The sequence below is a fragment of the Methylobacterium sp. PvP105 genome, from assembly GCF_017876975.1.
Classification (GTDB): Bacteria; Pseudomonadota; Alphaproteobacteria; order Rhizobiales; family Beijerinckiaceae; genus Methylobacterium; species Methylobacterium radiotolerans.
The window spans coordinates 2,294,500-2,320,767 of sequence record NZ_JAGIPA010000001.1; the positions used below are offsets into that span (position 1 = coordinate 2,294,500).

Consider the following 26,268-nt stretch of genomic DNA (forward strand, 5'->3'; position numbering starts at 1 on the left):
GTCCGCGACCCGGGAGCCCCCGGCAGCGCGTGCCGCTCCTCCGCGCGGGCTCGGCACGTCGCGCCAGCACCGTCGCCGCCGCCGCGCCGGCTCACGCCCGCTGATCCGCCCCGTCTTGCCCAGGCGCCGCGGGCAAGTCCTGTCCCGGGGGAGCCCGAAGGCGGGCAACCCGGAGCCGTCGCCGGCGCGGGACCTGGGCGTTTCCGCGTGTCCGGATCCCGGGCTCCGCCCGCGCGGGCCCGGGAGACCCGCGCCTGTCCTGGCGCAGGGCGCGCCGCGATCGGACCGGCCCGATCTTCACGGGCGACGCCCGCCGGCACCGCGGATCGGCCGACGCGGCGCGATCCACCGCAGCAATCGCCACAATGCTGCCGCGCCGGAGCGGCCTGCACGATAATTTAAGCCGGCACCTGCCATCGGTTGAGAACTGGCGTGGCCAAGGTCAGGTCCTGCGATTCGGCGACGATCCGCGCGCGTGATTGCGCGGGATCTGCCCGGGGATCTGCGAGCTCCGCGCCCGTCGGGATTTCGAGACGCGGGTACCGTGCCGATGACGACAACCGACCTGACGTCCGCCGGGACCGCATCCCCGGCCGGCGGCCGCGCGGCGATGCTGCGCGGGGCCCGCATCGTGGCGGCCGCGGCCGTCACCGTGATGGTGCTGCTGCTCGACCTCATCAGCTACTCCCAGCTCATCTTCTCGGGTCCGCTGGCGGAGAGCCGCGCGGCCGGCCTGTCGGCGCTGCTCGCGGCCTACGTGCTGGGCAGCCTCGTCTTCATCGCCATCCGCCGGACCGCGCGGATCTCGCTGTCCTTCATCGGCGCGGCCGCGATCGTGCAGGCGGCGATCGCCGCGGCGGTCGCCGGGCAGCTCGAGGCCGCGGGCATCACCGATCCGGAGACGGTCGGCCAGCTCGTCCTCGTGGCCTGCGGCGTCTCGACCTTCGCCACCGGCGTGATCTTCGCGCTGCTCGGCACCCTGCGGGCCTCCCTGCTGGTGCAGCTGCTGCCCTACCCGGTGCTCGCCGGCTTCCTCGGCGGCGTCGGGCTGCTGTTCCTGCGCAGCGGCGTGCAGATCGGCGGCCATGTCGACGATCCGGTCGCGGCGCTGCTCCGCACCGTCGATCCGGCCAACCTCGATCCGGGCCGGATCGATGCCGGGGCGCTCGCCCGCATCGCCCTGACCCTCGCCATCGGGTTCTGCGCCTTCTACCTGCCCCGGATCGTCCGGCACTGGGGGACCTACCCCGCGGTGATCCTGTCGAGCCTCGCGGTGGTCCATCTCGGGCTGGCCTGGACGGGCACCAGCGTCGCCGCCGGGCAGGCCTCGGGATGGCTGATCGAGCCGCTGCCGACGGGCACGCTGCTGCGCCCGCCCGCCATCGGCAGCCTGATGGCCTTCGATCCGCGCCTGCTCCTGCCGATCTGGCCCAAGATCGCCACCCTGGTCGTCGTGGCGGTCATCATCCAGATCCTCTACGTGGTCAGCGTCGAGCTGGAGATCCGGCGCGACCTCGACATCGACCGGATGTTCGTGGCCTCGGGCGCCACCAACCTGGTCGGCAGCGTGTTCGGCAGCTCCGCGATGGGCTTCGGCCGGACCTCGACGCTGCTGCTGCACAATATTGGCGGCGGCCACTGGCTCGGCTGGTGGCTGACCCTCGCGGTCATGGCGGCCCTGCTCATCGTCGGCGCGAGTCCCCTGGCGCTGCTGCCCCGCCCGCTGGCCGGCGGCGCGCTGATCGCCATCGGCATCGGGCTCCTGTTCAACCTCGGCCTCGCCAGCCGGACCCTGCCGGGGTGGGAGATCGCCATCGCGCTGGTCGTGTGCGCCGCCACCGCGTTCTTCGGGGCGACCACGGGCTTCCTCGTCGGCGTCCTGCTGGCGATCCTGATCTTCGGGGTTCAGTACGGGCAGATCGGCGCGATCCGCCGGTCGCTCTCCGGGGCGGAGCGGCGCAGCAGCGTCATCCGCGGTCCCGACGCCGCCGCGCGGCTCGCGGCGGCCGGCGGCCGGACCCGGATCTACACCCTGCAGGGCTACCTGTTCTTCCTCAACGCGCAGGCGATCCACCGCCGGGCCGCCGCGGAGGCCGGCGACCTGCGCGTCCTGATCCTGGATTTCCGCGAGACCGTGGGGCTCGACAGCTCGGCGCTGATCGCGTTCCGCAAGGTCGGCCAGCTCGCCGAGCAGCGGCGCTTCGACGTGCTGCTGGTCCACGTGGATCCGGCGGCGCGGCTGCTGATCACCCGCAACGGGCTCACCGCCGACCCGCGCGTCCGGATCCTCGACACGCTGGACGAGGCCCTGCGCGCCGCCGAGGCCACGCTCCTGGCCGAGGCCGGCGGCGCCGGCCCGGGGGAGGTCGCCCTGTTCGCCCGGCACATGGCCGACCGGCTGGGCAGCGCGTTCGGGCCGGACGACTTCGCGCCCTACCTGACGGTCCGCGAACTCGCGGCGGGCGCGGCGCTGATGCGCCAGGGGGAGGCGGCCGACGCCCTCTACTTCTTGGAGCAGGGCGTCGTCTCCGTCGAGATGGAGGTCCCCGGCCGCGGCAACCTGCGCCTGCGCACCACCACGGCCGGCACGGTGATCGGCGAGATCGCGCTGGTCCAGGGCGGGCGGCGCACCGCCACCGCCGTCGCCGAGAGCCCCTGCCGGGTGGTCGGCATCGACCGCGCCGCCCTCGCCCGGATGGAGCGGGAGCGCCCGGACCTCGCGCTCGCCTTCCAGCGCTTCCTGATCCTGGAACTGGCCGGCAAGGTCTCCGACACGAACCGGCTGCTCGAGGCGGAGATGCAGTGAGGCGCCCGGCGGCGCGCGCCGTCCCGATCGCGCGTCAGGCCGCCGCCAGCACCACGGCGAGCCCGAGATGGGTGACGTGGTGCAGGAACTGGTCGATGCCCATCAGCCACCAGAACCGGGCGTCGGTGGTCGGCAGGCGGGTCCGCTGGCCGACCAGCACCTTGCCGCGGTCGATCCCCGTGTGGATCGCGAAATCGACGAGCGCCAGCCACCACAGGGCCGGCTTCACCGCGAGCGCGATCGCCAGCGTGCCGAGGCCGTGCAGGCCGGTATGGGCGCAGAGGGGGCCGAGCCAGGCCGAGGACCGCTGCTTGCCCTGCGCCATCCAGTTGGTCTGAAGGAAGAAGTCCGCCGCGAGGTGCTTCACGGCGAACGCCAGGACCAGCAGCGCGAAGGCACCCACCGGGACGAGCGTATCGGCGGACGGCATCGCGGCCCTGGCTCTCCTGCCGCGATCCTGCGGGGAAGGGTTCGGCAGCGCACACCGCGCCCCGAATCGAGGAAGCGCCAGCATACACGCGCCGACCGAGCCTGGCGCGGGCCGAGATCCGGCACGTCACGCCGGCTCGTTCCGGGAAGTCCCGGCGTAGAATTCAGGATCCAGACCGATGTTTCGTCCTCCGGCGGGGCGATCGGCGAGACATTCCATCTATTCCCTTGAGAATCTCGTGGGACGGTAAGTTTTAATAATTCCAATCAACAAAGATAGACGTTGTTCCACAGAACAGCCGCGTGATACCCGTCCGACCCGCATGAGCCGTACCGATGGGACATCGTGAGCGGGACAGTGGCGACCTGGAACTGCGACGCCGGCTTCTCGGGCCAGGGGATCGCCGCGGCCCCGCCGGGCCGGCCCGGCCGGCCGCCGCCCGGCGGATCCTGGAACCTCGCGGCGTTCGAGCGCCATCGCGCCACCTATCTCGCGCGGGCACGCCGCATCCTCGGCTGCCCGGCCCAGGCGGAGGACGTAGTCCAGGACGTGCTGCTCCGGCTGATCGCCGATCCGCCCCCGGCCGAGACCGTGATCCAGGCCGCCTATATCGGGCGGATGGTGCGCAACCTCGCCCTCGACCGGGCCCGGCGGCAGGGCTTCGAGCGGCGCCTGTTCACCGATCTCGACGCCGCCCCGGACCCGGCCGATCCCGGCACGGGGACCCCCGAGGCGGCCGCGGCGTCGCGGGAATCCCTGCGGCAGGTGGAGGCCGCGGTGGCCGAGCTGCCGGAGCCGGTGCGCACGGCCTTCCAGCTCCACCGGGTCGAGGGCGTGCCGCAGGTCGAGATCGCGGCCCGGCTCGGGGTCTCACGCGCCCTGGTGTGCGGTCTCGTGCGCCGCGGCCACCTGCACTGCCTCGCGGCCCTCGACCGGCGCTGCGCCGCCTGCCCGGCGCGCGTCCAGGCCCCAGGCCAGCAGCAGCGCCAGGCCGAGCCCGTCGGCCAGGAACTCGGCCGCGACCCGGCTGGCGAGCACCCCCGCGTAGCCGAGGAGCGGCGGCAGGATCAGGAGCGGCGGGATCAGCGCCAGCCCCTGCGCCGCCAGCGACACGGCGGCGGCCCGGCGCGGCGCGCCGATCGCCTGGAACAGGGTCGCGGCCGTGAGCTGTAGGCCCACCGGCATGAAGGCGACGGCGAAGAGCGCGGTGGCGCGCGCGCCCGCGCGGGCGGTCGCGGGATCCTGCGCGAACAGGCCCGCGAGGGGCTCGGCGCAGGCGATCATCAGGCCGCCGACGACGAGGCCGTAGGCGAGGGCGGCGGCGAGCACGAAGGCGAGGGCGCGGTGCAGCCGGTCCCGGCGGCCGGCGCCGGCGGCGTGGCCGAGCACCGCCTGGGCGCCCGCCATCGTCCCGAGGAGCGGCAGCGCCGCCACCAGGGTCAGGCGCAGGGCGATGCCCTGCGCGGCGACCGCGGCGTCGCCGTAGGGCGCGGCCGCCTCCACGAACAGCGCCATCGCGACGGCCGCGAGCAGGCTGGAGCCGGTGGCGGGCAGCGCGAGCGTCAGGGCCTCGGCGAGGGCCCCGCGCCCGATCCGGCCGCCGGGCCACCGGAGCGACACCCGGTCCGCCCCCCGCGCCCGGGCGAAGTGCAGGCCGTAGGCGGCCGCGCCCGCGAGCTGCGCGCCGATCGCCGCCCAGCCGGCGCCGACGGTGCCGAGGCCGCAGACCCGGATCAGCACCGCGTCGAGCAGGATGTTGAGGCCGAAGCTGCCGACCATGACGGCGCCGCTGAGGCGCGCGTGGCCCTGGCCGCGCACGACGAAGCCGCCGACGATCATCACCAGCATCAGGGCCGTGCCGACCGTGGCGAGCGCCGTGTAGGGCGCGGCCTCCGCGGCGAGGGCGGCATCGGCGCCGAGGAGGCGGAGCCAGAACGGCGTGTCGGCCACGATCGCGGCCGTCACGGCGAGCCCCGCCGGCAGGCTCAGCCAGAAGCCCAGGCCGGCGGCGGCCGCGGCCCGGTCGCGGTCCCCCGACCCGAGGGCGCGGGAGACCTGCGAGGCCGCCGCGATCCCGGCCCCGTAGCCGAGCGCCGCGACCAGCAGCGTCACCGGGTACGCCAGGGCGATGGTGGCGATCGCGGCGGCGCCGAGATCGGCCACGAACCACGCGTTGACCAGCATCTGCAGCGCGTGCGCCGAGATGCCGAGGATCGCCGGCCCGGACAGCCGGAGGACCAGGCCGACGACCCGGTCCTGGTCGAGGTCGACCGGCCGCCTCACGGGATCGAGGCGGCCGAGCGGATCGCCGCGCGGGCGGCCCGCTCCTCGGCGAGGATGGTCTGCGCGATGGCGCCGGCCCGCACGGGCAGGATCGACAGCAGCGTCTCGGTCAGCCCGTGGGTCGGCTCGCTGAAGCCCTGGAGATGCAGGCTCACCCGGGGCTCGGCGCGCTCCAGCGGCAGGCGGTAATGCCGGTCCGCGGTGTCGCCGGCGAGGAACGGCCGCACGGGCTCGAGGATCGCCGGCAGGGCGGCGCGCTGGTAGCCGGTCGCGCAGATCACGGCCGCGTAGCTCTGCCGCTCCGTGGTGCCGTTGACGTCGTCGCGCAGGGTCGCGCGCAGGCCGTCCGCTGCCGGCTCCAGCGCCTCCACCCGGGTGCTGCGCCGCAGCCGGTAGCGGGTCACCCCGCTCACCGTCTGCTCGTAGAGCGTGGCGTAGAAGTCCTGGATCAGGTCGGCATCGACCACCGCGTAGTTGGTGGCGCGGTGGGCGGCGATCAGTTCCGCCCGCACCGGCGCCGCGGCGCCGTGGATCCGATCGACGGAGGCCGGGTCGAAGATCTCGTTCACGAAGGGGCTGTCGTCGGCGGGCTTCAGGGCGGGCCCGCGGATCGCGAGATCGACGAGCGCCCGCGGGTAGCGCGCGCCGAGATCGGTGACGATCTCCACGGCGCTCTGGCCGCCGCCCACCACCAGGATGCGGGGCTCCGGCCCATCCAGGCGCGGCGCCCCGAGGGCCTGCGCGATCCCCGGCAGGTACCAGGAGGAGTGGATCAGCCGCCGGTCCCGCGCGTGGGCCGCGAAGGGGGCGGGGATCGCCGGGTCGCCGCCCGCCGCGACGACGAGGTGACGGCAGCGGCGCAGGCGGCGCGACCCGGCCCCGTCCCGGGCCTCCACCACGAAGGCGGCGAGCCGGCCGTCGCGGGTCTCGGGCCGCACGGAGTCCACGATCTCGCCGTACGCGACCACGTCCGAGAACTGGTCCGCCGCCCAGGCGAGGTAGTCGTTGTACTCGACCCGCGACGGATTGAACGTCTTGAGGTTGAGGAAGGTGCTGAGCCGCCCCTTCACGTGCAGGTAGTTGAGGAAGCTGAACGGGCTGGTCGGGTCGCGCAGGGACACGAGGTCCTTCACGAAGCTGATCTGCATGTCGGCGCCGGGCAGCATCATCGCCCGGTGCCAGCCGAACCGCTCCTGCCGCTCGATGAACCGCAGGGACGGTCGCGGCGGCCCGTCGCCCATCGCGTCCCGGAGGGCGATGGCCAGCGACAGGTTGGCCGGGCCGAAGCCGATCCCGATGATGTCGTCGGTCGCGGGGTGATCCGTCATCGCTCGCATCTCGCTCGCTCGAAGGGCGGTCTAGGCCGGCACGGCGGGGGGCCGCGGCGCCGCGTCGGCGGCGGCCGCGCCCGGCACCCAGAGCCGGTCACGGACGAAGTGCTCGCGCGACAGGGCGACCAGGGCCGCGCGCTTGTGGGGGAAGTCGACGGTGGCGATCGTCGCGAAGCCGGAGGCGTGGAGGTTCCGGATCTGCTGGGCGTGATCGGCCCGCGGCTCGCCCACGACGCGCTGCGTGCGCGGCTCGTCGAGGAACAGGTAGTGCATCAGCGACGGCAGCCAGGCCGAGAGGGCGGGCCGCCCGCGCACGGACGCGTCGCCGATCGCCACGTGCCAGCCGCGGTCGTAGGGGCCGGATTCGTAGAGCGGCCCGAGCCGGCTCTCCCGCGCCCAGTACAGCTCGAAATAGCCGAAGGGCCTGCCGTCGAGGCAGCCGAACAGCGGCAGGGTGGCGGGGTCGGCCTGGAGCCCGGCGATGTAGGCGGCGTGCGCCTCCAGGGTGCCGGTCTCCTGCCAGACCGCGGCGACCCGGGGATCGTTCATCCAGGCCGAGAACAGGGCGACGTCGCCGGGCTCCGTCATCGTGCGGAAGCTCAGGCGCCGGTCGAGCCAGGGGATCGTCCGCGCGTAGACCGTGCCGGAGGGCGTCCCGGGCCGCAGCGGGTGGCGGCGGCCGGCCGTGGCGGTGAACAGCTCGGGGAAGGGCGGACGGGCCTTCGGGAGCCAGCGGGCGGCGCATTGCCAGAGGAGACCCGGCAGGATCTCGACCCCGTCGCCGACGGGCCGGGCCGCGCCGAGGTCGAGCAGCCGTCCGGACGTCGCCGGATCGGCCGCGACGACGATGCGCAGGACCTGCTTGTCCTGGGCGGTCAGAGCCTCGGCGCGCGCCAGGATCGCCTCCGCGGCCGCGGCCGGCGCGGCCGGCTCGGCGAGGCGGATGACCGGCGCCTCCCGGGTCCCGTCCAGGGTGAGGGGCACCGGCACGGTCGCCGGCGCGCTCACCGGCGCGCTCACCGGCGCCCCCTCATCGTGGATGCTCGCGGGGTGCGCCCCCGGGTCGCGCATCGCTGGGCTCGAAGCGTCCGTCATCCGTCCTCCGCACGTCGTCGGCACCTCCCTGACGGATGGGGCCGCCCGGCGTTCAGACGTTTCGCGCGGTCGCGTCCCGGCGGCCCCGAGGCGCGGCCGTGAACGGCCCCCCGCCTCAACCGTCACTCCGTCGAAGCCCGGAGCGGCGCAGGAGCGAGCGGATGGACCAGCAGGCCGGCCAGGAGGCGAGCGCAGAGGCGGGCGCGGGCGCTGTTGCGGGCGCGATGGTGGGCACCATCGCGGGCACGGCCGCGGAACCGGCCGCGGACTGGACCTTCGAGCCGGTGGTGGTGGCCTTCGACCGGGCCGGGCACGGCGCCTTCTGGCCGGCGGGCCGGGCGCTGCCCGCCGGCTGGACCCGGGCGTACGGCCCCTGCGGGATCGCGGCGGCCCGGGACTGGATCGCGGATCCGGCGCGGGCGACCGAAGCCGCCCCCGAAGCCGCCCCCGAAGCCACCCCCGCCTCGGCGCTCGCCCCCGACGCCGACCGCGAGAGCGTCCCGGCCCGGCTCGCCCGCCTCGCCGCCGCCGAGCCCGAACGGCCGGCGGTGCTGTTCGGGACCCGGACGCTGACCCGGGGCGAACTCGACACCCGGGCCGGCGCCCTCGCGGCCGGGCTCGCGGCGCGCGGGATCGGGCGCGGCCACCGGGTCGCGGTGGCGCTGGAGCGCGCGCCGGAAACCATCGTGGCGCTGCTCGGGGTGCTGCGGGCCGGCGCGGCCTTCCTGCCCGTCGACCCGGCCTACCCGGCCGCCCGCGTCCGCGCGATGCTGGCGGATGCCGGCATCGCGCAGTGTCTCACCACCGCCGCGATCGCCGCGCGCCTGGAACTGCCGGCGGGCGTCGCCCGGCTCGATCCCGCCGCGCTGGAGGTCGCCGCGCTGGAGGCCGCCGCGGACGGCCCCCGTCCCGCCCTGCCGGAGCCGGGGGATGCCGCCTACCTGATCTACACGTCGGGCTCGACCGGGACGCCGAAGGGCGTGCTCGTGGAGCACGGGCCGCTGGCCATGCACTGCCGCACCACGGCCGAGGCCTACGCGATGGACGCGGAGTCGCGCGAACTCCACGTCCTGTCCTTCGCGTTCGACGGCGCCCACGAGCGCTGGATGACGCCGCTCGTCGCCGGCGGCTGCATCGTGCTGCGCGGGCCCGAGCTCTGGACCGCCGCCGAGACCCTGGCGCAGATCCGCCGCCACCGGGTGACCCATGCCGGCTTCCCCACGAGCTTCATCGGCCAGCTCGCCGAATGGGCCGAGCGCCTGGGCGAGGCGCCCCCGGTCCAGGTCTACTCCTTCGGCGGCGAGGGGATGCCCCGGGAGACCTTCGCGCGGCTCGGCCGCGCCCTGAAGCCCCGGCTGCTGATCAACGGCTACGGCCCGACCGAGTGCGTGATCTCGCCCCTCGTCTGGGCGGTGCCGCCGGACGCGACCTTCGCCGAGCCCTACGCGCCGATCGGCGGTCCGGTCGGGGCGCGGGCGGCCTACGTGCTCGGGCCCGACCTCGAGCCGGTCGCGGACGGCGAGACGGGCGAGCTCTACATCGGCGGCGGCCTCGCCCGGGGCTACTGGGAGCGCCCGGCGCTCACCGCCGAGCGCTTCCTGCCCGACCCGTTCGCCGCGGGCGGCGGCCGGATGTACCGCACCGGCGACCGGGTCCGGCGGCGGCCCGATGGAACCCTCGCCTTCGCGGGGCGGGCGGACGATCAGGTCAAGATCCGCGGCCACCGGATCGAGATCGGCGAGGTCGAGGCGGCCCTGCGCGCCCTGCCGGGGGTCGCGGAGGCCGCGATCCTGCGCCGGGAGGGCCCGGCCGGCGCCTATCTCGCGGGCTACGTCGTGCCGTCACGCGGACGCCGACCGGAGCCCGGACGCCTGCGTGCCGGCCTCGCCCGCACCCTCCCGGAGCCGATGGTGCCGGCGAGCCTGACGATCCTCGACCGGCTGCCGGTCACCGCCAACGGCAAGGTCGACCGCAACGCCCTGCCGGATCCCGCCGCCGACGACCGGCGCGGGCGCCCGCCCGGGACCGCCACGGAGCGGCGCCTCGCCGGGATCTGGTCCGAGTGCCTGGGCTTCCCGGTCCGGGTGGCGAACCGGCGCTTCTTCGAGCTCGGCGGCGATTCCCTGTCGGCCCTGCGGCTGGTGGCGCGCCTGCGCCTCATCGCCCCGCGGGGCGGGATCGGCGTGGCGGATCTCCTGCGCGATCCGACCATCGCGGAGCTGGCGGCGCGGATCGACGCCGGATCGGAGGCCGCCGACGCGGAGGGCCTCGCGCCCCTGGTCCGGCTGTCCGCCGGCCGGCCGGAGAGCGGTCGGCCGCTGCTGGTGCTGTTCCCGGGGCTGCTCGTCAGCACCCGGGAATACGAGCCCCTGGTGGCCCATCTCGGCCCCGAGCAGGAGGCGCACGGCTTCCTCTGCGCCTCCCTGGTGGAGGCGGTCCGGCCCCTGCCGGCCGTGGCCGAGCTCGCGGACGCCTATGCCGAGCGGGTGCGCGACCTCATGCGCGGCCGCGCGGGGTCCTGCGTCTTCCTCGGCTGGTCCTGGGGCGGGGTGCTCGCCTACGAGACCGCCCGGCGGCTCGGCCCGGACTGTCCCCTGGACTGGGTCGGCATGCTCGACGCCTGCGCCTTGGAGGCCAACTTCGCCCCGGGCGCCGGCCGGCCGATCGAGCCCGCGGAGCGGGCGGCGCACGAGGCCCTGGTCGAGGCCTGGCTCGCGCGCGCGCCGATGCGCGCGCACTGGGAGGCCCTGCGCGCCCGCATGGACCCGGAGGCCACGGTGCAGTTCCTGCGCTTCCTCGCCGCCGAGCCGCAGCCCCTGCCGGCCGACGGTCCCGAGGTCGGCAGCCGGGAGCGGATGCTCTGGACGCTCGTCGACCACGCGATCCAGTTCCGGGCCCTCCGCCTGGAGCCCGGCACGGTGCCGATCCGCAGCTTCGCGGCGGCGGATTCGCGGGCCCGCGGCCTGCCGGTAATCGACTGGGCGCCGCTCACCGACCGGCTCCTCGGGGTGGAGACCGTCCCCGACACGGATCACCTCGACATCGTCCTGTCCCCGCACCTCCACGACCGGATCGCCGCGCTGACGGCGCCGGCCGCCGAGGCACCCGCGCTGTCCCCCGCGCTGTCCCCCGCGCGGGCCCCCGCCTGGACGGCCGCCTGACATGCAGGAGCGCGAACCGACCTTCGACGCCCTGCGCGACGCCCATGTGGCGGCGCTCACCGGCTCCCTGATCGACGGCCTCGAGCACGGCCCCGGCGGGGCCGGCTACGTCTGGTCGCGCAGCATCCCGGACCCGACCCTGAACTTCGCCTTCGGGGTCCGCCGTCCCGACCAGTTCGCCTGGGCGGGCGCGGCGGCCCTCGGACGCGCCCGGGCGCCGGCCTTCCTGGCCCGGGACGACGGGGAGATCGCGCTGCTGCGCGCCCTGTTCGAGCCCGCGATCCTCTACCCGGCGAGCTGGATGGTGGCGCGGGGGCTCCCGGCGCCGGCCCCGGCCGGCAGCGCCGTCACCGTGCAGGCGACGCCCGCGCCGGGCCCGGATTTCGAGGGGGTCTTCGCCCACCTGTCCGACGCGCCGGCCGTGCGGACCCATCTGCGCCGCTACTACATCCCGGCGCTGCGCGCGGCCCGGGGCCGGCCCGGCCTCGCGGCGCTGCACCTCGTCCTGCGCGACGCCGCCGGGCCGGCGGCCTGCGCCAGCCTCTACCTGCGCGGCGAGACCGCCGGGCTGTACAATGTCAGCACGCGGGCCGACCGGCAGCGCCGCGGCCTCGGCACCGCCGTGACGGTCGCAGCCCTGCGCGAGGCGCGGGCGCGCGGGGCCGCCCAGGTCTTCCTGCAGTGCCCGGCCGGCGGCAGGATCGAGGCGCTCTACGCCCGGGTGGGCTTCCGGACGGCCTGCGCGCCGACCCTGCTGTGCACGACCTCGCCCTGACCGGACCCCGCTCAGAACGGCTCCGCGCCGTACCCGTATGGCGTGACGCTGAGGACGAACCCGATCTCCGCCTCCGCGTCGCGCAGGACGAGCGCGCTGGCCGGACCGGTCACGACCTTGCCCCGGCCGGCGATCCGGGCCCCGTACCGGCCGCGGGATCCGAGGACGGCCAGCGCCGCGAGGGCGCGCCGCGCCGCCCGCGCGTGGCGGACGCCGTTCTCGTCGAGCCAGACCGACTCGTCGGCGGGCCAGACCCGCAGGGGAAGGGGCTTCCCGGCGCCGCGCGCGGGCGGCCGCAGGGCTGTGAGGCGCGCGCGGATCCTCACGGTCGTCCGATCCACGCCGCGCGCAGGACCCGGAGGGGCGCGGCCGGGGCGGGCCTGCGGACGGGCGCGGGCGGGACCGCGGCGCTCGCCCGCGCGTCGATCGTTCCGATATCGACCGCCACCGCGCGGGCGAGCGCCGCGGCCAGGGGCGCGTAATCGGCCAAGTGCACGCCGTCCCGGTGGAGGCCCGGTCCGGCGAGGCCGCCGGCGCCGGATCGCCACGGCGCGAACGGGTCGATGAAGGCGTACCCCCCCGCGGCGCAGAGCGCGGCCAGGCGAGCCGTGAAGACCGCGACGGCGGCGGGATCCCGGCCGGCCGCCCCGGCACCGATCGGCGGGATCGCGGCGACGAAGACCCGCGCGGCCCAGGGCTCCAGGCGGCGCAGGATGCCCCCGACATCGGCCTCGAACCGGTCGGCCACCCGGGCCCGCTCGGGATGCCGCCAGCGCTGGATATCGTTGGTGCCGATGATCAGCACCGCGGCCGCGCAGCGGACCGGGACGCGCAGCGCCGCGAGATGACGGCCGCAATCGGCCGCGGTGCTGCCGCCGACCGCGATGTTGATGCAGGGCCGGCCGCCGAGATCCGGCGCGCCGACGAACTCCGCGTGGGAATTGCCGGCGAGCAGCACGCTGTCGGGCGCGGCCGCCCGAAGCGCCGCGCGGATGCCGGGACGCCGCTCGGCGAAGCGACGCCCGACGATCCGCCCGTGCCGCCAATGCCGGGCCGCGGTCTCGATCCAGTGGGCGCCCATGGCGGTCCTGATCAGGCGTGGGGAATCGGCCGCTCCCGGACGGCCGGGAGCGGAGGGCAACGGGCGTCGACTGATCGCGCGCGGCCGCACGACTTGCCACTGCGCGATGGAGCGCCGGAAACACTTGAAGAGACGGTCCGATACATTGGACCGCCGCCGCAATCTATATGTGGGAAAAAATCACACGTCAATCGCCACACGGGTCCGGTCGGGCCCGGGTGGCGGGCCGGACGCCTTCCGGCGGCCGCGCCGCCGCGCTACCTCGGGGATCGCGGGGCGCCGTCGGCCGCCCGGGAGCGTCGGGGAGTCACGATGGCCAGCGAGATGATCAGGGACCGGGTCTTCGTCGTCACGGGCGCGGGCTCGGGCCTCGGGGAGGCGGCGGCGCGGGGCCTCGCGGCGGCGGGGGCCCGGGTGGTCGTGGCCGACATCGCCCGGGAGGCCGGCGCCCGGGTGGCGGCGGATCTCGGGGCGCGGGCCCGCTTCGTCGAGACGGACGTCACCCGCGAGGCGGACGGCGCGGCGGCGGTGCGGACGGCGCTGGACGCGTTCGGGCACCTCCACGGGCTCGTGAACTGCGCCGGCATCGCGCCGGGGGAGAAGGTGGTCGGCCGCGACGCGCCGCACCGGCTCGAGACCTTCGCGCGGGCGGTCTCGGTCAACCTCGTCGGCACGTTCAACATGATCCGGCTGGCCGCCGACGCCATCGCCCGGGAGGCGCCGGACGGGGCGGGCGCCCGGGGCGTGATCGTGAACACCGCCTCGATCGCGGCCTTCGACGGCCAGATCGGGCAGGCCGCCTACGCGGCCTCGAAGGGCGGGGTGGTGTCCATGACCCTGCCGATCGCCCGGGAACTCGCCCGGCACGGCATCCGGGTGGTCACCATCGCGCCGGGCATCTTCGAGACGCCGATGATGGCGGGCCTGCCCCAGGACGTGCAGGACACGCTCGGCCAGAGCGTGCCGTTCCCGCCGCGCCTCGGCCGCCCGTCGGAATACGCCGACCTCGTCCGCCACATCTGCGAGAACCCGATGCTGAACGGCGAGACCATCCGGCTCGACGGGGCGCTGCGGATGCCGCCGCGCTGACGGCTCAGCCGATCGACACGCTGGTCAGCACCTCGGCGGCGCGGCGGACCTCGGCGGCGATCATCTCCTCGCTCGAGCCGTCGATCGGCATGTCCGACAGGATCGCCGCCACGTCGCGCTTCACGTCCTCGCGGATCTCCGGGTTCTCCTCGGAGAGCCGCCCGATCAGGACGCCGAGCACGATCTCCAGGGCGGACAGCTTGGCGTGCAGGCGGGTGAACTCGTCCAGCGGCTCGGGCTCGTGCGCGGTCATGACCGGCTCCATCGGAGAAATGTCCGCCGTCGCCGAGCGGCGCGCCGGAACGTCCGCGTGTCATACAGGGGCGCCGGCCCTCCGTCTCGCCGGGGAGGCGGGAGCCGAATTTTTTCCCGATCGCGGGCAACCGAGTTTCCGGACCCGACGTTTCACGCATCCTTGAACGAACCCGCGAAGGGACACCCCGCCATGATCACCCGTCTCACCGCCGCAGCCGGCCTCCTGGCCCTCTCCACCGGCCTCGCCCTGGCCCAGACGCCCACCGCGACGCCGGCCGAGCCCGCCACGAAGGCGGACAGCAACATGAAGGAGTGGCAGGTCGCCAAGGTCGCCAAGGTCGGCCTCGCCCAGGCCCTCGCCACCGCCGAGTCGCAGGGCGACGAGAAGGGCGGCCGCGCCATCGACGCCGATTTCGAGAAGGCCGACAGCAAGGATCCGGCCCACTACGCGATCAAGGTCGTGTACCCGAGCGGCAAGCTCGTCGAGTACGGCATCAACGCCGACACCGGCGCCCTCTACAAGACCGAGAACCAGCCGATCGAGCGCTACTTCACCCGGCTGAAGGCCTCCGACTTCCAGAACGCGAAGACCTCCCTGAAGGACGCACTCGCCATCGCCGAGCAGAAGGCCGGCGGCGGCAAGGCCTACGAGGCCGAGGTCGAGAAGGACGGCTCCACGGTCCAGTACGAGATCAAGGTCGCCGGCGCCGACAAGGAGCAGGAGGTCAAGGTCGGACCGGACGGCAAGGTCCTGAACTGAGATCCCGGGCTGCGGCGGAAGCCCGTCGCAGCCCCGTCCTCGCGAGCGGCGCGAAGCCGTCCAGGCGGCGCCCCGCTGATCCAGGGCGCGCTGCCCTCGGTCGCTTCGCTCCGCTCGCGAGGACGGCCGGTTCGGTCCGGCCGCTGCATCCTGTCGCCCCGCCACCCAGGGAGCCGGAACGCCCTCGCGGCGCTTCCTTCCTTTGCGATGGGCCCGAGCGGCCGCGAACGGGGAGGGCGGCATGGACGCGCGCGCAGGGGAAACCGACGGCCGTCTCGGCCAGTCCCACGTCCGGGTCGAGGGCCCCGACAAGGTCACCGGCCGGGCCCGCTACAGCTCCGACCTCACGGGGCCGGAATCCGGCACGGCCCACGCGGCCCTGGTGACCAGCACGGTCGCCCGGGGCCGCATCACCGGGTTCGACCTCGCGGCGGCCGAGCGGGTGCCGGGCGTCCTGCGCATCTTCACCCACCGGGATTTCGCGGGCGCGGTGGCGCCGGTGAAGCACCTGATGGCCGGCGGCTACGCCAACAGCTCGCACCGGCCGCTGGATTCCGACGCCGTCGCCTATGCCGGCCAGATCGTGGCGCTGGTCGTCGCCGAGACTCTGGAGGCCGCCGAGGCGGCGGCCGGCGCGGTCACGGTCGCCTACGCGGCCGAGCCCGCCGCCGGCGGCTTCGACGCGCCCGGCGCCGAGACCGTGCGCCTCGCCGACCTGAAACCCCACCACAAGGACATCGCCCGGGGCGACGCCGAGGCCGGCTTGGCCGGCGCGGCCATCCGGGTCGAAGCGCGCTACGCGACGCCGGTCCAGCACCACAACCCGATCGAGCTGTTCACCACCCGGGCCGCCTGGGACGGCGACCGGCTCACCGTGCACGAGCCGACCCGCTACGTCGGCGCCGTCCAGCACGGGCTCGCGGCGCAGCTCGGGCTCGATCCCGCGCAGGTGCGGGTGGTGGCGGGCCTGATCGGCGGCCATTTCGGCTCGAAATTCGCCCTGTCGCAGCACACCGCGCTGGTCGCGCTCGCGGCCAAGCGCCTCGGCCGGCCGGTCTCCCTGGTGCCGAGCCGGCGACAGTGCTTCACCATCGCCAATTACCGGCCGGAATCGCGCCACACCATCCGCCTCGGCGCCGACCGGACGGGCCGCTTCACCGCCCTGGTGCACGAGGCCGAGACCGTGACGTCGCGCTTCGATCCCTTCGTGATGGAGGGTGCGGAGGTGACGGCGAGCCTCTACGCCTGCCCGAACATCCGCACCGCGGAGCGGGCCGTGCGGGTCGACCGCAACACGCCCGGGCCGATGCGGGCGCCCCCGGAGGTGCCGTTCCTGTTCGCCCTGGAGAGCGCCGTCGACGAGATGGCGGTCGCGCTCGGCATGGATCCGATCGCGCTGCGCCGGATCAACGACACGGCGGTCGATCCGGTCTCGGGAAAGCCGTTCTCGACCCGGCCGCTGATGGCCTGCTTCGCGGCGGGCGCGCGGGCCTTCGGCTGGTCGCGCCGGGTGCCGCGCCCGGGCTCGATGCGCGACGGACCCTGGCGGGTGGGGCTCGGCTGCGCCGCCTCGGTGCGGCCGGTGAAGATTGCCGCCGCGACCATGCGGGTTCGGCTCGGCCCGGACGGCTCCGCGGAGGTCGCCTGCGCGCACCACGAGATCGGCAACGGCATCACCACGCTGCTCGCCCTGGGCGCGGCGGACGGGCTCGGCGTGCCGGTGGAGCGGGTGACGGTCCGGCTCGGCGACACGGACCTGCCGGCGGCCGGTATCTCGGGCGGGTCGAGCACGACCACCAGCCTCATGAGCGCGCTGGCGCTCGGCTGCGGGCAGATCCGACAGGTTCTGGCGCAGGCCGCGACCGGGCAGGGGGGCCGCCTCGCCGGCCGGGATCCGGGCACCCTGCGCCTCGTGGGTGGCCGGCTCGTCGCCCCGGAGGGGACCGGGATCCCGCTCGCGGAGGCCGTCGGTTCAGAGGGCGTCGAGACCGTCGCGGCCTTCGTGCCGGAGGGCAGCGACCGGGAGACGGCGCTCAAGGGCCTGCGCGGCGGCCATATCGGGCTCAGCCTGGGCGGCGCGGGGAAGGTGGTGTCCTGGGGCTTCGGGGCGCAGTTCGCGGAGGTCCACGTCCACGCCGAAACCGGGGAGATCCGGGTCGCCCGGCTCACCGGCGCCTTCGCGGCGGGGCGGATCCTCAACCCGCTGACCGCGAAGAACCAGCTCACGGGCGGGATGATCTGGGGCCTCGGCTCGGCGCTGCTCGAGGAGACGGTGGTGGACGGCGCCGCCTACCGCAATCCGGATCTGGCCGAGTACCTCGTCCCCACCGCGGCGGACGCGCCGGAGGTCGAGGCGCTGCTGGTGCCCGATCCCGACGACCGGGTGGACGCGCTGGGGCTGAAGGGCCTGGGCGAGCTCGGCATCATCGGGGTGAACGCGGCCATCGCCAACGCCGTCCACCACGCCACCGGCCGCCGGATCCGCAGCCTGCCGATCCGGCTGGAAGACGTGGCGTGAGGGGGAGGCCGGGTGCGGACTTCCGGCGCGCCCTCGTCCTGAGGTGGAGGGTCGGACGTCGCCCGAGGGCCCGGACGTCCGCCCCCTACTCCATCGTCGGCGCGAGCTTCTTCACGCTCGCGACATCCTCGCCGAGCCACGCCGCGTTCTTGGCCGTGCCGTCGAAGGTGGCGCTCGTCTTGAACAGCTCGTACTTGCCCTCCAGCGCGTAGGGCTTCGAGCGCGACAGCAGCTCGGCCACCGCCGCCCTGTCCATCGGCTTGAAGGTCTTCACCGCCTCGAAGGCCTGGTCGAGGTCGCGCTGGTTCTGGATGCCGGTGATCACCACCGAGACCGGCAGGTTCAGCGAGAAGTGCAGGTACTCGAGCGGCTTGATCGGCGCGTCCGCCTTCAGGATCACGCCGTCGCCGAAGGTCTTCATGGCGAGCGGCGCGATGCCGTTCTGCACGAGATAGGGCAGGACGAGGTGGCTGAACGAGCGGAAATGCGCGTCCATCACGTTGACGGGCATCTGCACGGAATCGAAGTGGAAGCCGCGCTCGGCCGCCACCTCCAGCATCTGCAGGTGGATGCGCGGGTCCTTGTGGCCGGTGAAGCCGATGTAGCGCAGCTTGCCCTGCTTCTTCGCCTCCAGGAAGCCCTCCATGGCGCCCCCCTCGGCGAAGACCCGGTCGGGATCGTCGTAGCGCAGGATCTCGTGGTGCTGGACGAGGTCGATCCGGTCGGTGCGCAGGCGCAGGAGCGACTGGTCGATCTGCTTGAGCGCCTCCTCCTTGGTCCGCCCGTCCATCTTGGACATCAGGAAGACCTTGTCGCGGTAGCCGCCCTGGGCCAGGGCCGCGCCCATGCGGAGCTCGGAGCGCCCGTCGTTGTAGTCCCAGCAATTGTCCATGAAGGTGATGCCGCGGTCGATCCCGGCATGGATCAGCCGGGTCGCCTCGTCGTCCGTCACGGCGCTCTTGCCGAGATGGAACCCGCCCATGCCGATCGCCGAGATCTTCTCCGACGTCTTCCCGAACGACCGGTAGAGCATCTCGCCCCGGCGCTCGCCGGGATCGGTGACGAAGGGCAGGTCGGCCGGGTCCTGCGGGCGGTTGCCAGGGAGCGCGGGGGCGTTCACGGCCGCTCCTGCGCTGCCGGCGCCCGCAAGGCCCGCGCCGAGCACGGCGCCCTGTAGGAAGCTGCGGCGTTCCATCGGCTGTCTCCGTTCGCAAATGTCCGGGTGAGGGGAGGTAATGCGTCGGACCGGCTCATCGTTCGGTCTCCTCGGCGAGGCGTCCTGCCGCGTGGAGCAGGCGCAGGGCGGCGCAGGCGGCGCCGTAGCCGTTGTCGATGTTGACCACCGTGATGCCCGGCGCGCAGCTCGCCAGCACGGCGTCGAGGGCGGCGCGCCCGCCCGCCGCGACGCCGTAGCCCACGGAGGTCGGCACCGCGATCACCGCGCCCGCCACGAGGCCGCCGACGACGCTGGGCAACGCCGCGTCCATGCCGGCGGCGACGATCACCACCGGATGCGCCCGGATCTCCTCGATCCGCGAGGTCAGCCGCCACAGGCCGGCGACGCCGACATCGGCGAAGAGCGAGGCCGCCCGGCCGGCATAGGCCAGCACCCGCAGGGCCTCGCGGGCGACGGGCACGTCCGAGGTGCCGGCCGCTACCACGGCGACCCGGGCGGGACCGGTGATCCGCGGCGGCTCGCCGAACACCGCCGTGCGCGAGACCGGGCAGTAGTCGAGCCGGGCCGCCGCATCGAGCCGGTCGCGCTTCTCCGGGTCGAGGCGGGTGAGCAGGAGCGAGGCACCCCGCGCCCGGGCGGCCTCCAGGATCGCGTCGATCTGCTCCGGGCTCTTGCCGGCGCAGAAGATCGCCTCCTCCAGGCCGATCCGCTCGGACCGGGCGAAATCGAGGGTGAATTCTTCGGCGATGCTCACGCCCGGCCCTCCCCCTGCTGCACCAGGAAGGCGCTGCCGACCCGGTAGGGCGCGAACCGGACCGGGCCGGCGAGACGCGCCGGCGCGATGTCCCGGATGCCCGCCCCGAGCTTCTCACGATCCCGGGTGCCGAGGGCCGCCAAGCTCCCGGGATCGAGTTCCACCACCACGCCCTCGGCGCGCACCCGGCAGCGGACCGCGCGCTTGGCGCCGCTCTCCGCGTCGAGCGCCCCGCCGACCAGCCGCTCGACCGCGTGGATGAAGCGCAAGGTCTCCGGCTCGATCGCGATGCCGGTCTCGACCCGGCTCGACAGGCAGGGCGCCGCCGGCAATTCCGCCACCGCGCCGAGGCCGAGGTCGCGGGCGAGCGCCCGGACGGACGCCTTGTCGAACCCCGCCTCCACGTAGGGATGGCGCACCCCGTGCTCCCGGGCCGCGTCGAGGCCGGGGCGGTACTCGCCGAGGTCGTCGCGATTGGCCCCCGACAGGATCTGCCGGTCCGTGACCTGCCGGACCGCGCCGTAGAGATTGGTCTTGCAGAAGAAGCAGCGGTTGACCGGGTTCGCCCGGTAGGCCGGGTCGGCGAACTCGCCGGCCTCGATCACCCGCAGATCCCAGCCCTCGCGGGCGGCCTCGGCCCGGACGCGCGCGGTCGCCTCCCCGGGCACGGCCGGCGAGACCGCGTGGACCAAGAGCGTCGCCCCCGGCGCCAGCCGGTGGGCCAGGGTGGCGAGCGTCAGGCTGTCGACCCCGCCGCTCACCGCCACCGCCACGGGCCCGAGCCCGGCGAGGACCGATTCGAGATGCTGGCGCGTCACCGCTCCTCCTGCTCCTGTTCCAGCGCGCGCCGCTCGGCCTCGCGGCGCAGGGCGGCCCGCGCGGCGTGGCCCGCACGGCCGCGGGCGTCGTCGGCCTCGGCCTTGGCGGTGCGCCCGCCCGGCCGGGCCACGATCTTCACGCGGACGGAAAGACCGTCGTGCTCGACCGTGCGGGCAGCGCGCGCGAGCACCGCGCCCTCCACGGGGTGGTAACGCAGGCCGATGGTCGTGGTCTCCCGGAAGCAGGCCGCGATCGCCGCCTCCAGGCTCTCCGGGCGGACCAGGACCTGGATCCGGGCCATCATCCGGCCCTTCTTGCCGATCACCGGCATCTGCACGACGTCCACGATGCCGGGCTCCGCGCGCAGCCGGTCGAGGCCCGTGGCGAGGTCCTCGCCGGACTGGTCGTCGACCTCGAAGGCGATCACCGCCAGATCCCGCCGGCCCGGGCCGGGAGCGGCGTTCTCCTCCAGCACGAGGGCACGCAGGCAGTTGCTCAGACCCGGCAGGACCTTGGTGCCGAAGCCGATGCCGGTGCGCCCGAGGATGCCCCGGGGGCGGCCCCGCCCGGGATCGTCGCCGCAGAGATGGCGCAGGATCGCCGCCCCAGTGGGGGTGACGCGCTCGCCGGGGATCCCGTCGTCGAGGGTCGCGAAACCCGCCAGCAGCAGCGTCGTGGCGGGGGCCGGGACGGGGAGGGGACCGTGCTGGGTCCGCACCCGGCCCGAGCCCAGCGGCAGGGCCGAGACGCTCCAGCTGCGCGTCCCCAGGGCGGCGATCAGGTGGGCGGCGGCCACGATGTCGGCGATCGAGTCGGCGGCGCCGACCTCGTGGAACGCCACCGCCTCCACGGCGATGCCGTGGACCCGCGCCTCGGCGTCGGCCAGATGCCCGAAAATGCCGAGCGCGTGCGCCCGCACCGCCGGCGCGAGGTCCGCCGCCTCCAGCGCGGCGCGGATCTCCGACCAGGGCCGGTGGCCGTGGTCGTGCGCGCGGGCCCGATCGTGGCCGTGCTCGTGGCCGTGCTCTTGGCCGTGCTCTTGGCCGTGATCGTGGCCGTGATCGTGGGGATGCGGGTGAGGATGCGGGTGTTCGTGGGGCGCGGGGTGTTCGTGCCGGTGCGGCGCGGGCCCGGACACCGCACCGGACACCTCACCGGGCGCCGACACGGCGAAGCGCGCACCGCTGAGGATCCCGTCATTGTGGGCCCGGACCGCGCAGGCGATGCGCGCGTCGACCGCCCGGACGCTGGCGGACACGCCGGCCTGATGCTCGGGGAAGGCGTCCAGCAGGGCGGCGGCGAACATGTCGCCGGCGACGCCGCCGAGCGCGTCGAGGTGGATGTGCATCGTGTGTCGCGCGGGCGCCCGTGGCGGATGACAGGTCCGCCTCAGATCGGCCGCGGCCGCCCCGCGGCAAGGCGCGCGCGGCCTCCGATGCCGCGGCGTATCGCCCGCGCCGCTCAGGAGAGCTGCAGGTAGGCGGGATCGAACAGCCCGCGCTCCCGCAGCCCGTCGAGGTCGCGGATCGTCAGGCGCCGGCTGCGCAGGGCGATGAGGCCGCCGGTGCGCAGCTCCTTCAGGGTGCGGTTGATGTGCACGCTCGTCTGGCCGAGGGCGTCCGCGAGGTCGGGCTGGGTCACCGGCATCGGCAGCGTCGTCCCGTCCGCGAGGCCGACGCGCGTCAGACGGAGGTGGAGCTCGCAGAACAGGTGCGCCAGCCGCTCGATCGCCGAGCGACGGCCGACGCTGGCGATCCACTCGCGGTGGATCGCCGTGGCGGCGAGCAACTCCCGCCACAGGCATTCCTCGACCGCGGGCCGGCCACGGACCGCGTCGCCGATTTGCTCCGGGGCGATCCGCGCGACGGTGACGGGGGTCAGCGCGCCGATGGCGTGGTCCATCCGCGCCCGGCGGAACACGAACGGGTCGCACAGGTCGCCCGGCAGGAGCAGCGCGACGATCGCGCGCCGCCCGTCCGGGAACTGCTTGTACCGGCAGGCCCAGCCGTCGAGGATCAGGTGCGTGTGGTACGGGTCGCTCTGCTGCCCCTCGATATCCTGCCGGGCCGCGACGTGGCGGACATGCAGGCGCCCCAACCCGTCGAGCACCGCGCGGTCCTCCGGCGCGAGCCGGACATGCCGCTCCATCTTCCGTACGAACGGGTTCTCCACGTCCGCCTCCGGTCAGATCACCGCGGCGCCGGCGTGCCGGCGGCCGGACGGCGGAGCCCGGCCGGGCAGGCGCCGGGGCAGGCACCGGGGCGGGCGACCGCGGGGGATCGGGCGACGTGGCGCGCGTCCGAAGCGCCCCGCACGACGGCGCTGCCAAGGGTATCGGTGAAATAATGAGGCACGGATATTTCTATCGGCAGGGGGCCAAACCGTCGTCCGTACATTGAAGTCCGGATCTTCTTGGTCGGCTTGTGCCTGCGGCGGAAAAACGTGCGCCAACCTGTGTTAAGTCGGCGTTCTCCCCCGCGCCGCGCTCCCCCTGCGGCCCTGCGCCCAGAAGTCCCTGCCCGCGCGGATGGCCGGACGCCCCGCTACTCCGCGGCGGCGCCCACCGTGTCGGCCATGCGCGCCCGGCGCGTGCCGAGCGGCTGCGGCGCGCCGACGGTCGTGTCCTCGGCGGTCTGATGCTCCATCTCGGCGTTCACCTGGGCGCCGGTCAGGACAATCATGGTCGAGAGCCAGATCCAGGTCATGAAGCCGATCGCCGCGCCCAGCGAGCCGTAGGTCTTGTTGTAGCTGCCGAAATGGGCGACGTACCAGGAGAACAGCAGCGACGCGACGATCCACAGCAGGGCCGCGAGGGCGCCCCCGGGCGTGACCCAGCGCCAGCGCGGCGCGTCCCGGCTCGGCCCGTAGCGGTAGAGCAGGGCGAGGCCGAGCAGCACCGCCACGAGCAGGACCGGCCACCGCAGCAGCGCCAGCCACCACGCGTCCGCGCCGAGCCCGACGAATTCCAGCACCACCGGCACCACCACCACCGCGGCCAGCGCCAGGAGGAGGAACAGGAGCGCCCCCGCCGTGAAGGCGAGGGAGACGAGATTGAGCACGAGGAAGTTGCGCTTCTCGCGCTCGTTGTAGACGAGGTTGAGGGCGTCGAAGACGTGCTTCACGCCGCCATTGGCGCTCCAGACCGACAGGGCGATGCTGATGAGCAGGCTGAACCCGAGGGTGGTGTTGCCCTGCTCGTTCAGCCGCTTCACCTGATCGCCGACGATCTCCAGGGCGCCCTGGGGCAGGATGCCCTGGAGGCTGGCGAGCTGGTCGTTGATGGTCGAGGCATCGGCCACGAGGCCGTAGCAGGAGACCAGGGCCGCCACCGCCGGGAAGATCGCCAGGAGCGTGAAGAAGGTGACGCCGGCCGCGATCAGCGACAGGCGGTTCTCGCCGATGTCGTGATACGCGCGCAGCGCGATGTCCTTCCAGCCCTTGGCGGGGATCTCGGTCGGCGTCGAGGCCCGCCGCCCGCGATCGGCCTCGGCCCGGGCGACGGCGTGGGCCTCCCGTCCCGCGTGCGCGGGCGACGTCCGGCGCGCGTCGTCCCGGTCGGCGGACCGGCCGGGCGCACGGTCGGCCGAGGAACCGGCCGAGGAATCGACCGGGGAATCCGCCGCGGCACCGACCGCGCCCCGGGCCGGCCGGCGGGGGAGGGCGACGAGGCCGATCAGCGCGGTGGCGAGGGCGAGCGTCCAGACCGTCGAGGCGCCTCCCTCGGGAGCGGCGGCCCTGGCGGGGGCTGGATCGGGGGCAGGCATCGGCGACCTCGGCAGGGTTCGGGCAGACAGGGGCGGGGCCTTCGGGGCCGCGCGTCGCGGCGTCCGGATCGGCGCGTCCGGGACGGCGCGTCCGAATGGCCGCAGCTGCGAGGGGGAACGCCGCGGCGCGGGGAACGGTTCGCCGTGCAGTTGCAACTCGACGGCGAACGACGCGGAGAACCGGCATGGCGCGCCTGAACGGCGGGACGGTGGTCATCACCGGGGCCTCGAGCGGCATCGGCCGGGCGGCGGCCGAGGCCTTCGCGGCGCGGGGCACGCGGGTGGTCCTGGCGGCGCGGCGGGCCGACGTGCTCGACAGGATCGTCCGCGACCTGCGCGCGTCGGGCGCCGAGGCCGTCGCGGTGCCCACCGACGTCACCGAGCCCGAGGCGGTGGACGCCCTGGCCCGGGCGGCGCTCCGGGCCTTCGGCGGCATCGACGTCTGGATCAACAACGCCGGGGTAGGGGTGTTCGGCCCCCTGCTGGACGCCCCCCTGGACCTGCACCGGCAGACGATCGCGGTGAACCTGCTGGGCGCCGTGCACGGGGCCTACGCGGTGCTGCCCCACTTCCTCGACCGCGGCCGGGGGACGCTGATCAACACGGTCTCGATGGGCGGCTGGGCACCGACGCCCTTCGCCGCCGCCTACACGGCCAGCAAGTTCGGCCTGCGCGGCTTCTCGGCGAGCCTGCGCCAGGAACTCGCCCGGCACCGGCACATCCGCGTCTGCGCCGTGTTCCCCGCCATCGTCGACACGCCGGGCCTGGATCACGGCGCCAATGTCAGCGGCCGGCGGCTCAATCCCGGGCACCTGTACTACGCGCCCGAGGCCGTGGCCGAGACCTATCTCCGCCTCGTGCGCCACCCGCGCGACGAGGTCGCGGTCGGCTGGCCGGCCCGCCTCGCGCAGGTGGGCTACGCGCTCGCCCCGTACCCGACCGAGCACCTGATGGGCGCCGGGTTCCGGTGGGCCCTCGACCGGGCCGAGCCCGGGCCGCGCACGCACGGCGCCCTGCGCGCGCCGACGCCGGAGGGCACGCGCGCCGACGGCGGCTGGCGCGCCCGCAAGCACGTCCCCGATGCCGGCACGCTGAGCACCGCCCTCGGCACCGGGCTCGCCGCCGCGGGGGCCTGCGCGGCGCTCCTCGCCGGCCTCGCGGCGGCGCGGCGGTTCGGCGCCCGCGGCTGAGCCCCGTTCGGGCAAAGCGCTAACCCATGTTGCGGCATGGGCGGCCCGGGCACGCCACAACCGGTCCTCTGGGCTTGACCGGCCCGCCCGCCGACGACCGGACCGAATGCCCGACACCGAAGGCTCATCGCTCCTCGATCCCATCGCGGATGTCGCAGAGGAGGCCGGGGACGAGACTCGCTTCGGCCTGCCGGAGGCCGTGCGGGCCCATCTCGGCACCCTGCTCGGCCGCACCTACGACCGGATCGGCCAGGACGCGGACGGTGCCACGAACCCCTTCGCCGACCTGCTCGCGCGCCTGGAGATCGCCCTCGCGCAGGCCGAGGGCGAGCGGGACAAGACCTTCCGCGCGGGCCTGCTGGAGGTGGTGCCGGCGCTGCACCGGTTCGCGGTCTCGCTGACGCGCGACCCGGCCGCGGCGGACGATCTCGTGCAGGACACCCTGCTGCGCGGCTGGCGCGGCCGTGGCGGCTTCACCCCCGGGACCAACCTGGAGGCGTGGCTGTTCACGATCCTCCGCAACGTCTTCTACAGCCAGCACCGCAAGCAGGGCCGCGAGGTCGCCGACACCGACGGCAACTACGCCGAGCGGCTGACCAGCATTCCCGAGCAGGGGGGCCACCTCGACCTGCAGGACGTGCGCGCGGCCCTCGACCGCCTCGCGCCGGTGATGCGCGAGGCGCTGGTCCTCGTGGCGATCGAGAACCTGAGCTACGAGGAAGCCGCCGTCGTCATGAACTGCCGGATCGGCACCGTGAAGAGCCGGGTCTGGCGCGCCCGCGAGCAGCTCGCGCGCATGCTCGGCTACGGCGGCGACGAGATCGGCAGTGACGGGGTCATGCTGTCGGTGACCGGCACTTCGGCCTGATCGCGACGATTGTCACGATCGAATACGCCAATTCGACACTTCGACGGCCGTATTCGCCAGCAAATTGACTTAGGTGAAAGCGCCCGGGCCGTCGCCTGGGCGATATGGGGCG

Annotated in this window: 21 protein-coding genes and 1 pseudogene; 9 read left to right on the forward strand and 13 right to left on the reverse strand. The window is 74.8% G+C overall.

Translation table 11 applies throughout. From position 1 onward, the window contains the following. Positions 1–550 precede the first annotated feature (550 nt). Entirely contained in the window at positions 551–2,806 is a 2,256-nt protein-coding gene (locus J3A75_RS11025; RefSeq protein ID WP_024830600.1) for a cyclic nucleotide-binding domain-containing protein, read from the forward strand. Positions 2,807–2,840: 34 nt separating this feature from the next. Here J3A75_RS11025 and J3A75_RS11030 read toward each other — a convergent pair whose 3' ends face one another. Then, the gene (locus J3A75_RS11030) at positions 2,841–3,236 is read right to left on the reverse strand and encodes a DUF3307 domain-containing protein (RefSeq protein ID WP_012318330.1); all 396 of its coding nucleotides are present in this window, start codon (positions 3,234–3,236) and stop codon (positions 2,841–2,843) included. Between the two features lie 357 nt (positions 3,237–3,593). Between J3A75_RS11030 and J3A75_RS37360 the strand changes: the two are divergent. Beyond that, positions 3,594–4,082 (forward strand): annotated as a pseudogene (locus tag J3A75_RS37360) (sigma-70 family RNA polymerase sigma factor); the annotation flags it as partial. A gap of 24 nt (positions 4,083–4,106) precedes the next feature. Here J3A75_RS37360 and J3A75_RS36480 read toward each other — a convergent pair. From J3A75_RS36480 to J3A75_RS11045, 3 genes are read right to left on the reverse strand one after another with little or no spacing between them, the layout of a single operon-like run. Then, positions 4,107–5,519 carry an MATE family efflux transporter gene (locus tag J3A75_RS36480; RefSeq protein ID WP_012318331.1) on the reverse strand — a complete coding sequence of 471 codons (1,413 nt, stop codon included), beginning with the start codon at positions 5,517–5,519 and terminating at the stop codon, positions 4,107–4,109. Then, positions 5,516–6,847, reverse strand: a complete 1,332-nt coding sequence (locus J3A75_RS11040) for a lysine N(6)-hydroxylase/L-ornithine N(5)-oxygenase family protein (protein WP_245364335.1) — start codon at positions 6,845–6,847, stop codon at positions 5,516–5,518. The genes J3A75_RS36480 and J3A75_RS11040 overlap by 4 nt, the downstream gene beginning before the upstream one ends. A 30-nt stretch (positions 6,848–6,877) precedes the next feature. Next, positions 6,878–7,945, reverse strand: coding sequence for a GNAT family N-acetyltransferase (locus J3A75_RS11045; RefSeq protein ID WP_209650172.1), 1,068 nt, complete (start codon positions 7,943–7,945; stop codon positions 6,878–6,880). Positions 7,946–8,106: 161 nt separating this feature from the next. Between J3A75_RS11045 and J3A75_RS11050 the strand changes: the two genes are divergently transcribed. Then, positions 8,107–11,106: an amino acid adenylation domain-containing protein gene (locus tag J3A75_RS11050; protein ID WP_209650173.1), complete on the forward strand. Its 3,000-nt coding sequence runs from the start codon at positions 8,107–8,109 to the stop codon at positions 11,104–11,106. A gap of 1 nt (position 11,107) precedes the next feature. Continuing rightward, a complete protein-coding gene (locus tag J3A75_RS11055) occupies positions 11,108–11,881 on the forward strand; it encodes a GNAT family N-acetyltransferase (RefSeq protein WP_209650174.1) in 774 nt (257 codons plus the stop codon). An 11-nt stretch (positions 11,882–11,892) separates the two neighbouring features. On the opposite strand, the gene J3A75_RS11060 is transcribed toward J3A75_RS11055, so the two are convergent. Together J3A75_RS11060 and J3A75_RS11065 are read right to left on the reverse strand one after the other, a co-directional pair. Continuing rightward, positions 11,893–12,207: a hypothetical protein gene (locus tag J3A75_RS11060; RefSeq protein WP_209650175.1), complete on the reverse strand. Its 315-nt coding sequence runs from the start codon at positions 12,205–12,207 to the stop codon at positions 11,893–11,895. Further along, a complete protein-coding gene (locus tag J3A75_RS11065; protein ID WP_058621181.1) occupies positions 12,204–12,962 on the reverse strand; it encodes an SGNH/GDSL hydrolase family protein in 759 nt (252 codons plus the stop codon). The genes J3A75_RS11060 and J3A75_RS11065 overlap by 4 nt, the downstream gene beginning before the upstream one ends. A gap of 312 nt (positions 12,963–13,274) precedes the next feature. Between J3A75_RS11065 and J3A75_RS11070 the strand changes: the two genes are divergently transcribed. Then, a complete protein-coding gene (locus J3A75_RS11070; protein ID WP_012318338.1) occupies positions 13,275–14,051 on the forward strand; it encodes a 3-hydroxyacyl-CoA dehydrogenase in 777 nt (258 codons plus the stop codon). Positions 14,052–14,055: 4 nt separating this feature from the next. Here the strand turns inward: J3A75_RS11070 and J3A75_RS11075 are convergent, their stop codons facing one another. Further along, positions 14,056–14,304, reverse strand: a complete 249-nt coding sequence (locus J3A75_RS11075; protein WP_012318339.1) for a hypothetical protein — start codon at positions 14,302–14,304, stop codon at positions 14,056–14,058. Between the two features lie 192 nt (positions 14,305–14,496). Here J3A75_RS11075 and J3A75_RS11080 point away from each other — a divergent pair, with 192 nt between their 5' ends. Both J3A75_RS11080 and J3A75_RS11085 read left to right on the forward strand, forming a co-directional pair. Next, positions 14,497–15,066: a PepSY domain-containing protein gene (locus tag J3A75_RS11080; protein ID WP_012318340.1), complete on the forward strand. Its 570-nt coding sequence runs from the start codon at positions 14,497–14,499 to the stop codon at positions 15,064–15,066. Between the two features lie 241 nt (positions 15,067–15,307). Then, positions 15,308–17,584 (forward strand): xanthine dehydrogenase family protein molybdopterin-binding subunit, encoded by a 2,277-nt coding sequence (locus J3A75_RS11085; protein WP_209650176.1) that lies wholly within the window; start codon positions 15,308–15,310, stop codon positions 17,582–17,584. Between the two features lie 85 nt (positions 17,585–17,669). Here the strand turns inward: J3A75_RS11085 and J3A75_RS11090 are convergent, their stop codons facing one another. The 6 genes from J3A75_RS11090 to J3A75_RS11115 form a co-directional block, all read right to left on the reverse strand. Beyond that, positions 17,670–18,779, reverse strand: coding sequence for an aldo/keto reductase (locus tag J3A75_RS11090; protein WP_029361251.1), 1,110 nt, complete (start codon positions 18,777–18,779; stop codon positions 17,670–17,672). A gap of 55 nt (positions 18,780–18,834) precedes the next feature. Next, the gene (gene larB, locus J3A75_RS11095; protein ID WP_209650177.1) at positions 18,835–19,515 is read right to left on the reverse strand and encodes a nickel pincer cofactor biosynthesis protein LarB; all 681 of its coding nucleotides are present in this window, start codon (positions 19,513–19,515) and stop codon (positions 18,835–18,837) included. Further along, positions 19,512–20,333: a potassium ABC transporter ATPase gene (locus J3A75_RS11100; RefSeq protein ID WP_029361252.1), complete on the reverse strand. Its 822-nt coding sequence runs from the start codon at positions 20,331–20,333 to the stop codon at positions 19,512–19,514. Before J3A75_RS11100 ends, larB begins: the two co-directional genes overlap by 4 nt. Beyond that, positions 20,330–21,682: a LarC family nickel insertion protein gene (locus tag J3A75_RS11105; RefSeq protein WP_024830590.1), complete on the reverse strand. Its 1,353-nt coding sequence runs from the start codon at positions 21,680–21,682 to the stop codon at positions 20,330–20,332. Before J3A75_RS11105 ends, J3A75_RS11100 begins: the two co-directional genes overlap by 4 nt. A 113-nt stretch (positions 21,683–21,795) precedes the next feature. Beyond that, positions 21,796–22,506 carry a Crp/Fnr family transcriptional regulator gene (locus tag J3A75_RS11110; RefSeq protein ID WP_012318346.1) on the reverse strand — a complete coding sequence of 237 codons (711 nt, stop codon included), beginning with the start codon at positions 22,504–22,506 and terminating at the stop codon, positions 21,796–21,798. Between the two features lie 371 nt (positions 22,507–22,877). Beyond that, positions 22,878–24,098, reverse strand: a complete 1,221-nt coding sequence (locus J3A75_RS11115; protein WP_024830589.1) for a YihY/virulence factor BrkB family protein — start codon at positions 24,096–24,098, stop codon at positions 22,878–22,880. Positions 24,099–24,283: 185 nt separating this feature from the next. Between J3A75_RS11115 and J3A75_RS11120 the strand changes: the two genes are divergently transcribed. Both J3A75_RS11120 and J3A75_RS11125 read left to right on the forward strand, forming a co-directional pair. Next, positions 24,284–25,288, forward strand: a complete 1,005-nt coding sequence (locus J3A75_RS11120; RefSeq protein WP_209650178.1) for an SDR family oxidoreductase — start codon at positions 24,284–24,286, stop codon at positions 25,286–25,288. A 106-nt stretch (positions 25,289–25,394) separates the two neighbouring features. Next, positions 25,395–26,156, forward strand: a complete 762-nt coding sequence (locus J3A75_RS11125) for a sigma-70 family RNA polymerase sigma factor (RefSeq protein WP_012318349.1) — start codon at positions 25,395–25,397, stop codon at positions 26,154–26,156. Positions 26,157–26,268 lie beyond the last annotated feature (112 nt).

Excerpts from the sequence above, each read along its gene's own strand:
- J3A75_RS11025 (WP_024830600.1), top strand. The coding sequence starts at position 551 with ATGACGACAACCGACCTGACGTCCGCCGGGACCGCATCCCCGGCCGGC.
- J3A75_RS11030 (WP_012318330.1), bottom strand. The coding sequence starts at position 3,236 with ATGCCGTCCGCCGATACGCTCGTCCCGGTGGGTGCCTTCGCGCTGCTG.
- J3A75_RS11040 (WP_245364335.1), bottom strand. The coding sequence starts at position 6,847 with ATGACGGATCACCCCGCGACCGACGACATCATCGGGATCGGCTTCGGC.
- J3A75_RS11045 (WP_209650172.1), bottom strand. The coding sequence starts at position 7,945 with ATGACGGACGCTTCGAGCCCAGCGATGCGCGACCCGGGGGCGCACCCC.
- J3A75_RS11050 (WP_209650173.1), top strand. The coding sequence starts at position 8,107 with ATGGACCAGCAGGCCGGCCAGGAGGCGAGCGCAGAGGCGGGCGCGGGC.
- J3A75_RS11055 (WP_209650174.1), top strand. The coding sequence starts at position 11,108 with ATGCAGGAGCGCGAACCGACCTTCGACGCCCTGCGCGACGCCCATGTG.
- J3A75_RS11065 (WP_058621181.1), bottom strand. The coding sequence starts at position 12,962 with ATGGGCGCCCACTGGATCGAGACCGCGGCCCGGCATTGGCGGCACGGG.
- J3A75_RS11070 (WP_012318338.1), top strand. The coding sequence starts at position 13,275 with ATGGCCAGCGAGATGATCAGGGACCGGGTCTTCGTCGTCACGGGCGCG.
- J3A75_RS11075 (WP_012318339.1), bottom strand. The coding sequence starts at position 14,304 with ATGACCGCGCACGAGCCCGAGCCGCTGGACGAGTTCACCCGCCTGCAC.
- J3A75_RS11080 (WP_012318340.1), top strand. The coding sequence starts at position 14,497 with ATGATCACCCGTCTCACCGCCGCAGCCGGCCTCCTGGCCCTCTCCACC.
- J3A75_RS11085 (WP_209650176.1), top strand. The coding sequence starts at position 15,308 with ATGGACGCGCGCGCAGGGGAAACCGACGGCCGTCTCGGCCAGTCCCAC.
- J3A75_RS11090 (WP_029361251.1), bottom strand. The coding sequence starts at position 18,779 with ATGGAACGCCGCAGCTTCCTACAGGGCGCCGTGCTCGGCGCGGGCCTT.
- J3A75_RS11105 (WP_024830590.1), bottom strand. The coding sequence starts at position 21,682 with ATGCACATCCACCTCGACGCGCTCGGCGGCGTCGCCGGCGACATGTTC.
- J3A75_RS11115 (WP_024830589.1), bottom strand. The coding sequence starts at position 24,098 with ATGCCTGCCCCCGATCCAGCCCCCGCCAGGGCCGCCGCTCCCGAGGGA.
- J3A75_RS11120 (WP_209650178.1), top strand. The coding sequence starts at position 24,284 with ATGGCGCGCCTGAACGGCGGGACGGTGGTCATCACCGGGGCCTCGAGC.
- J3A75_RS11125 (WP_012318349.1), top strand. The coding sequence starts at position 25,395 with ATGCCCGACACCGAAGGCTCATCGCTCCTCGATCCCATCGCGGATGTC.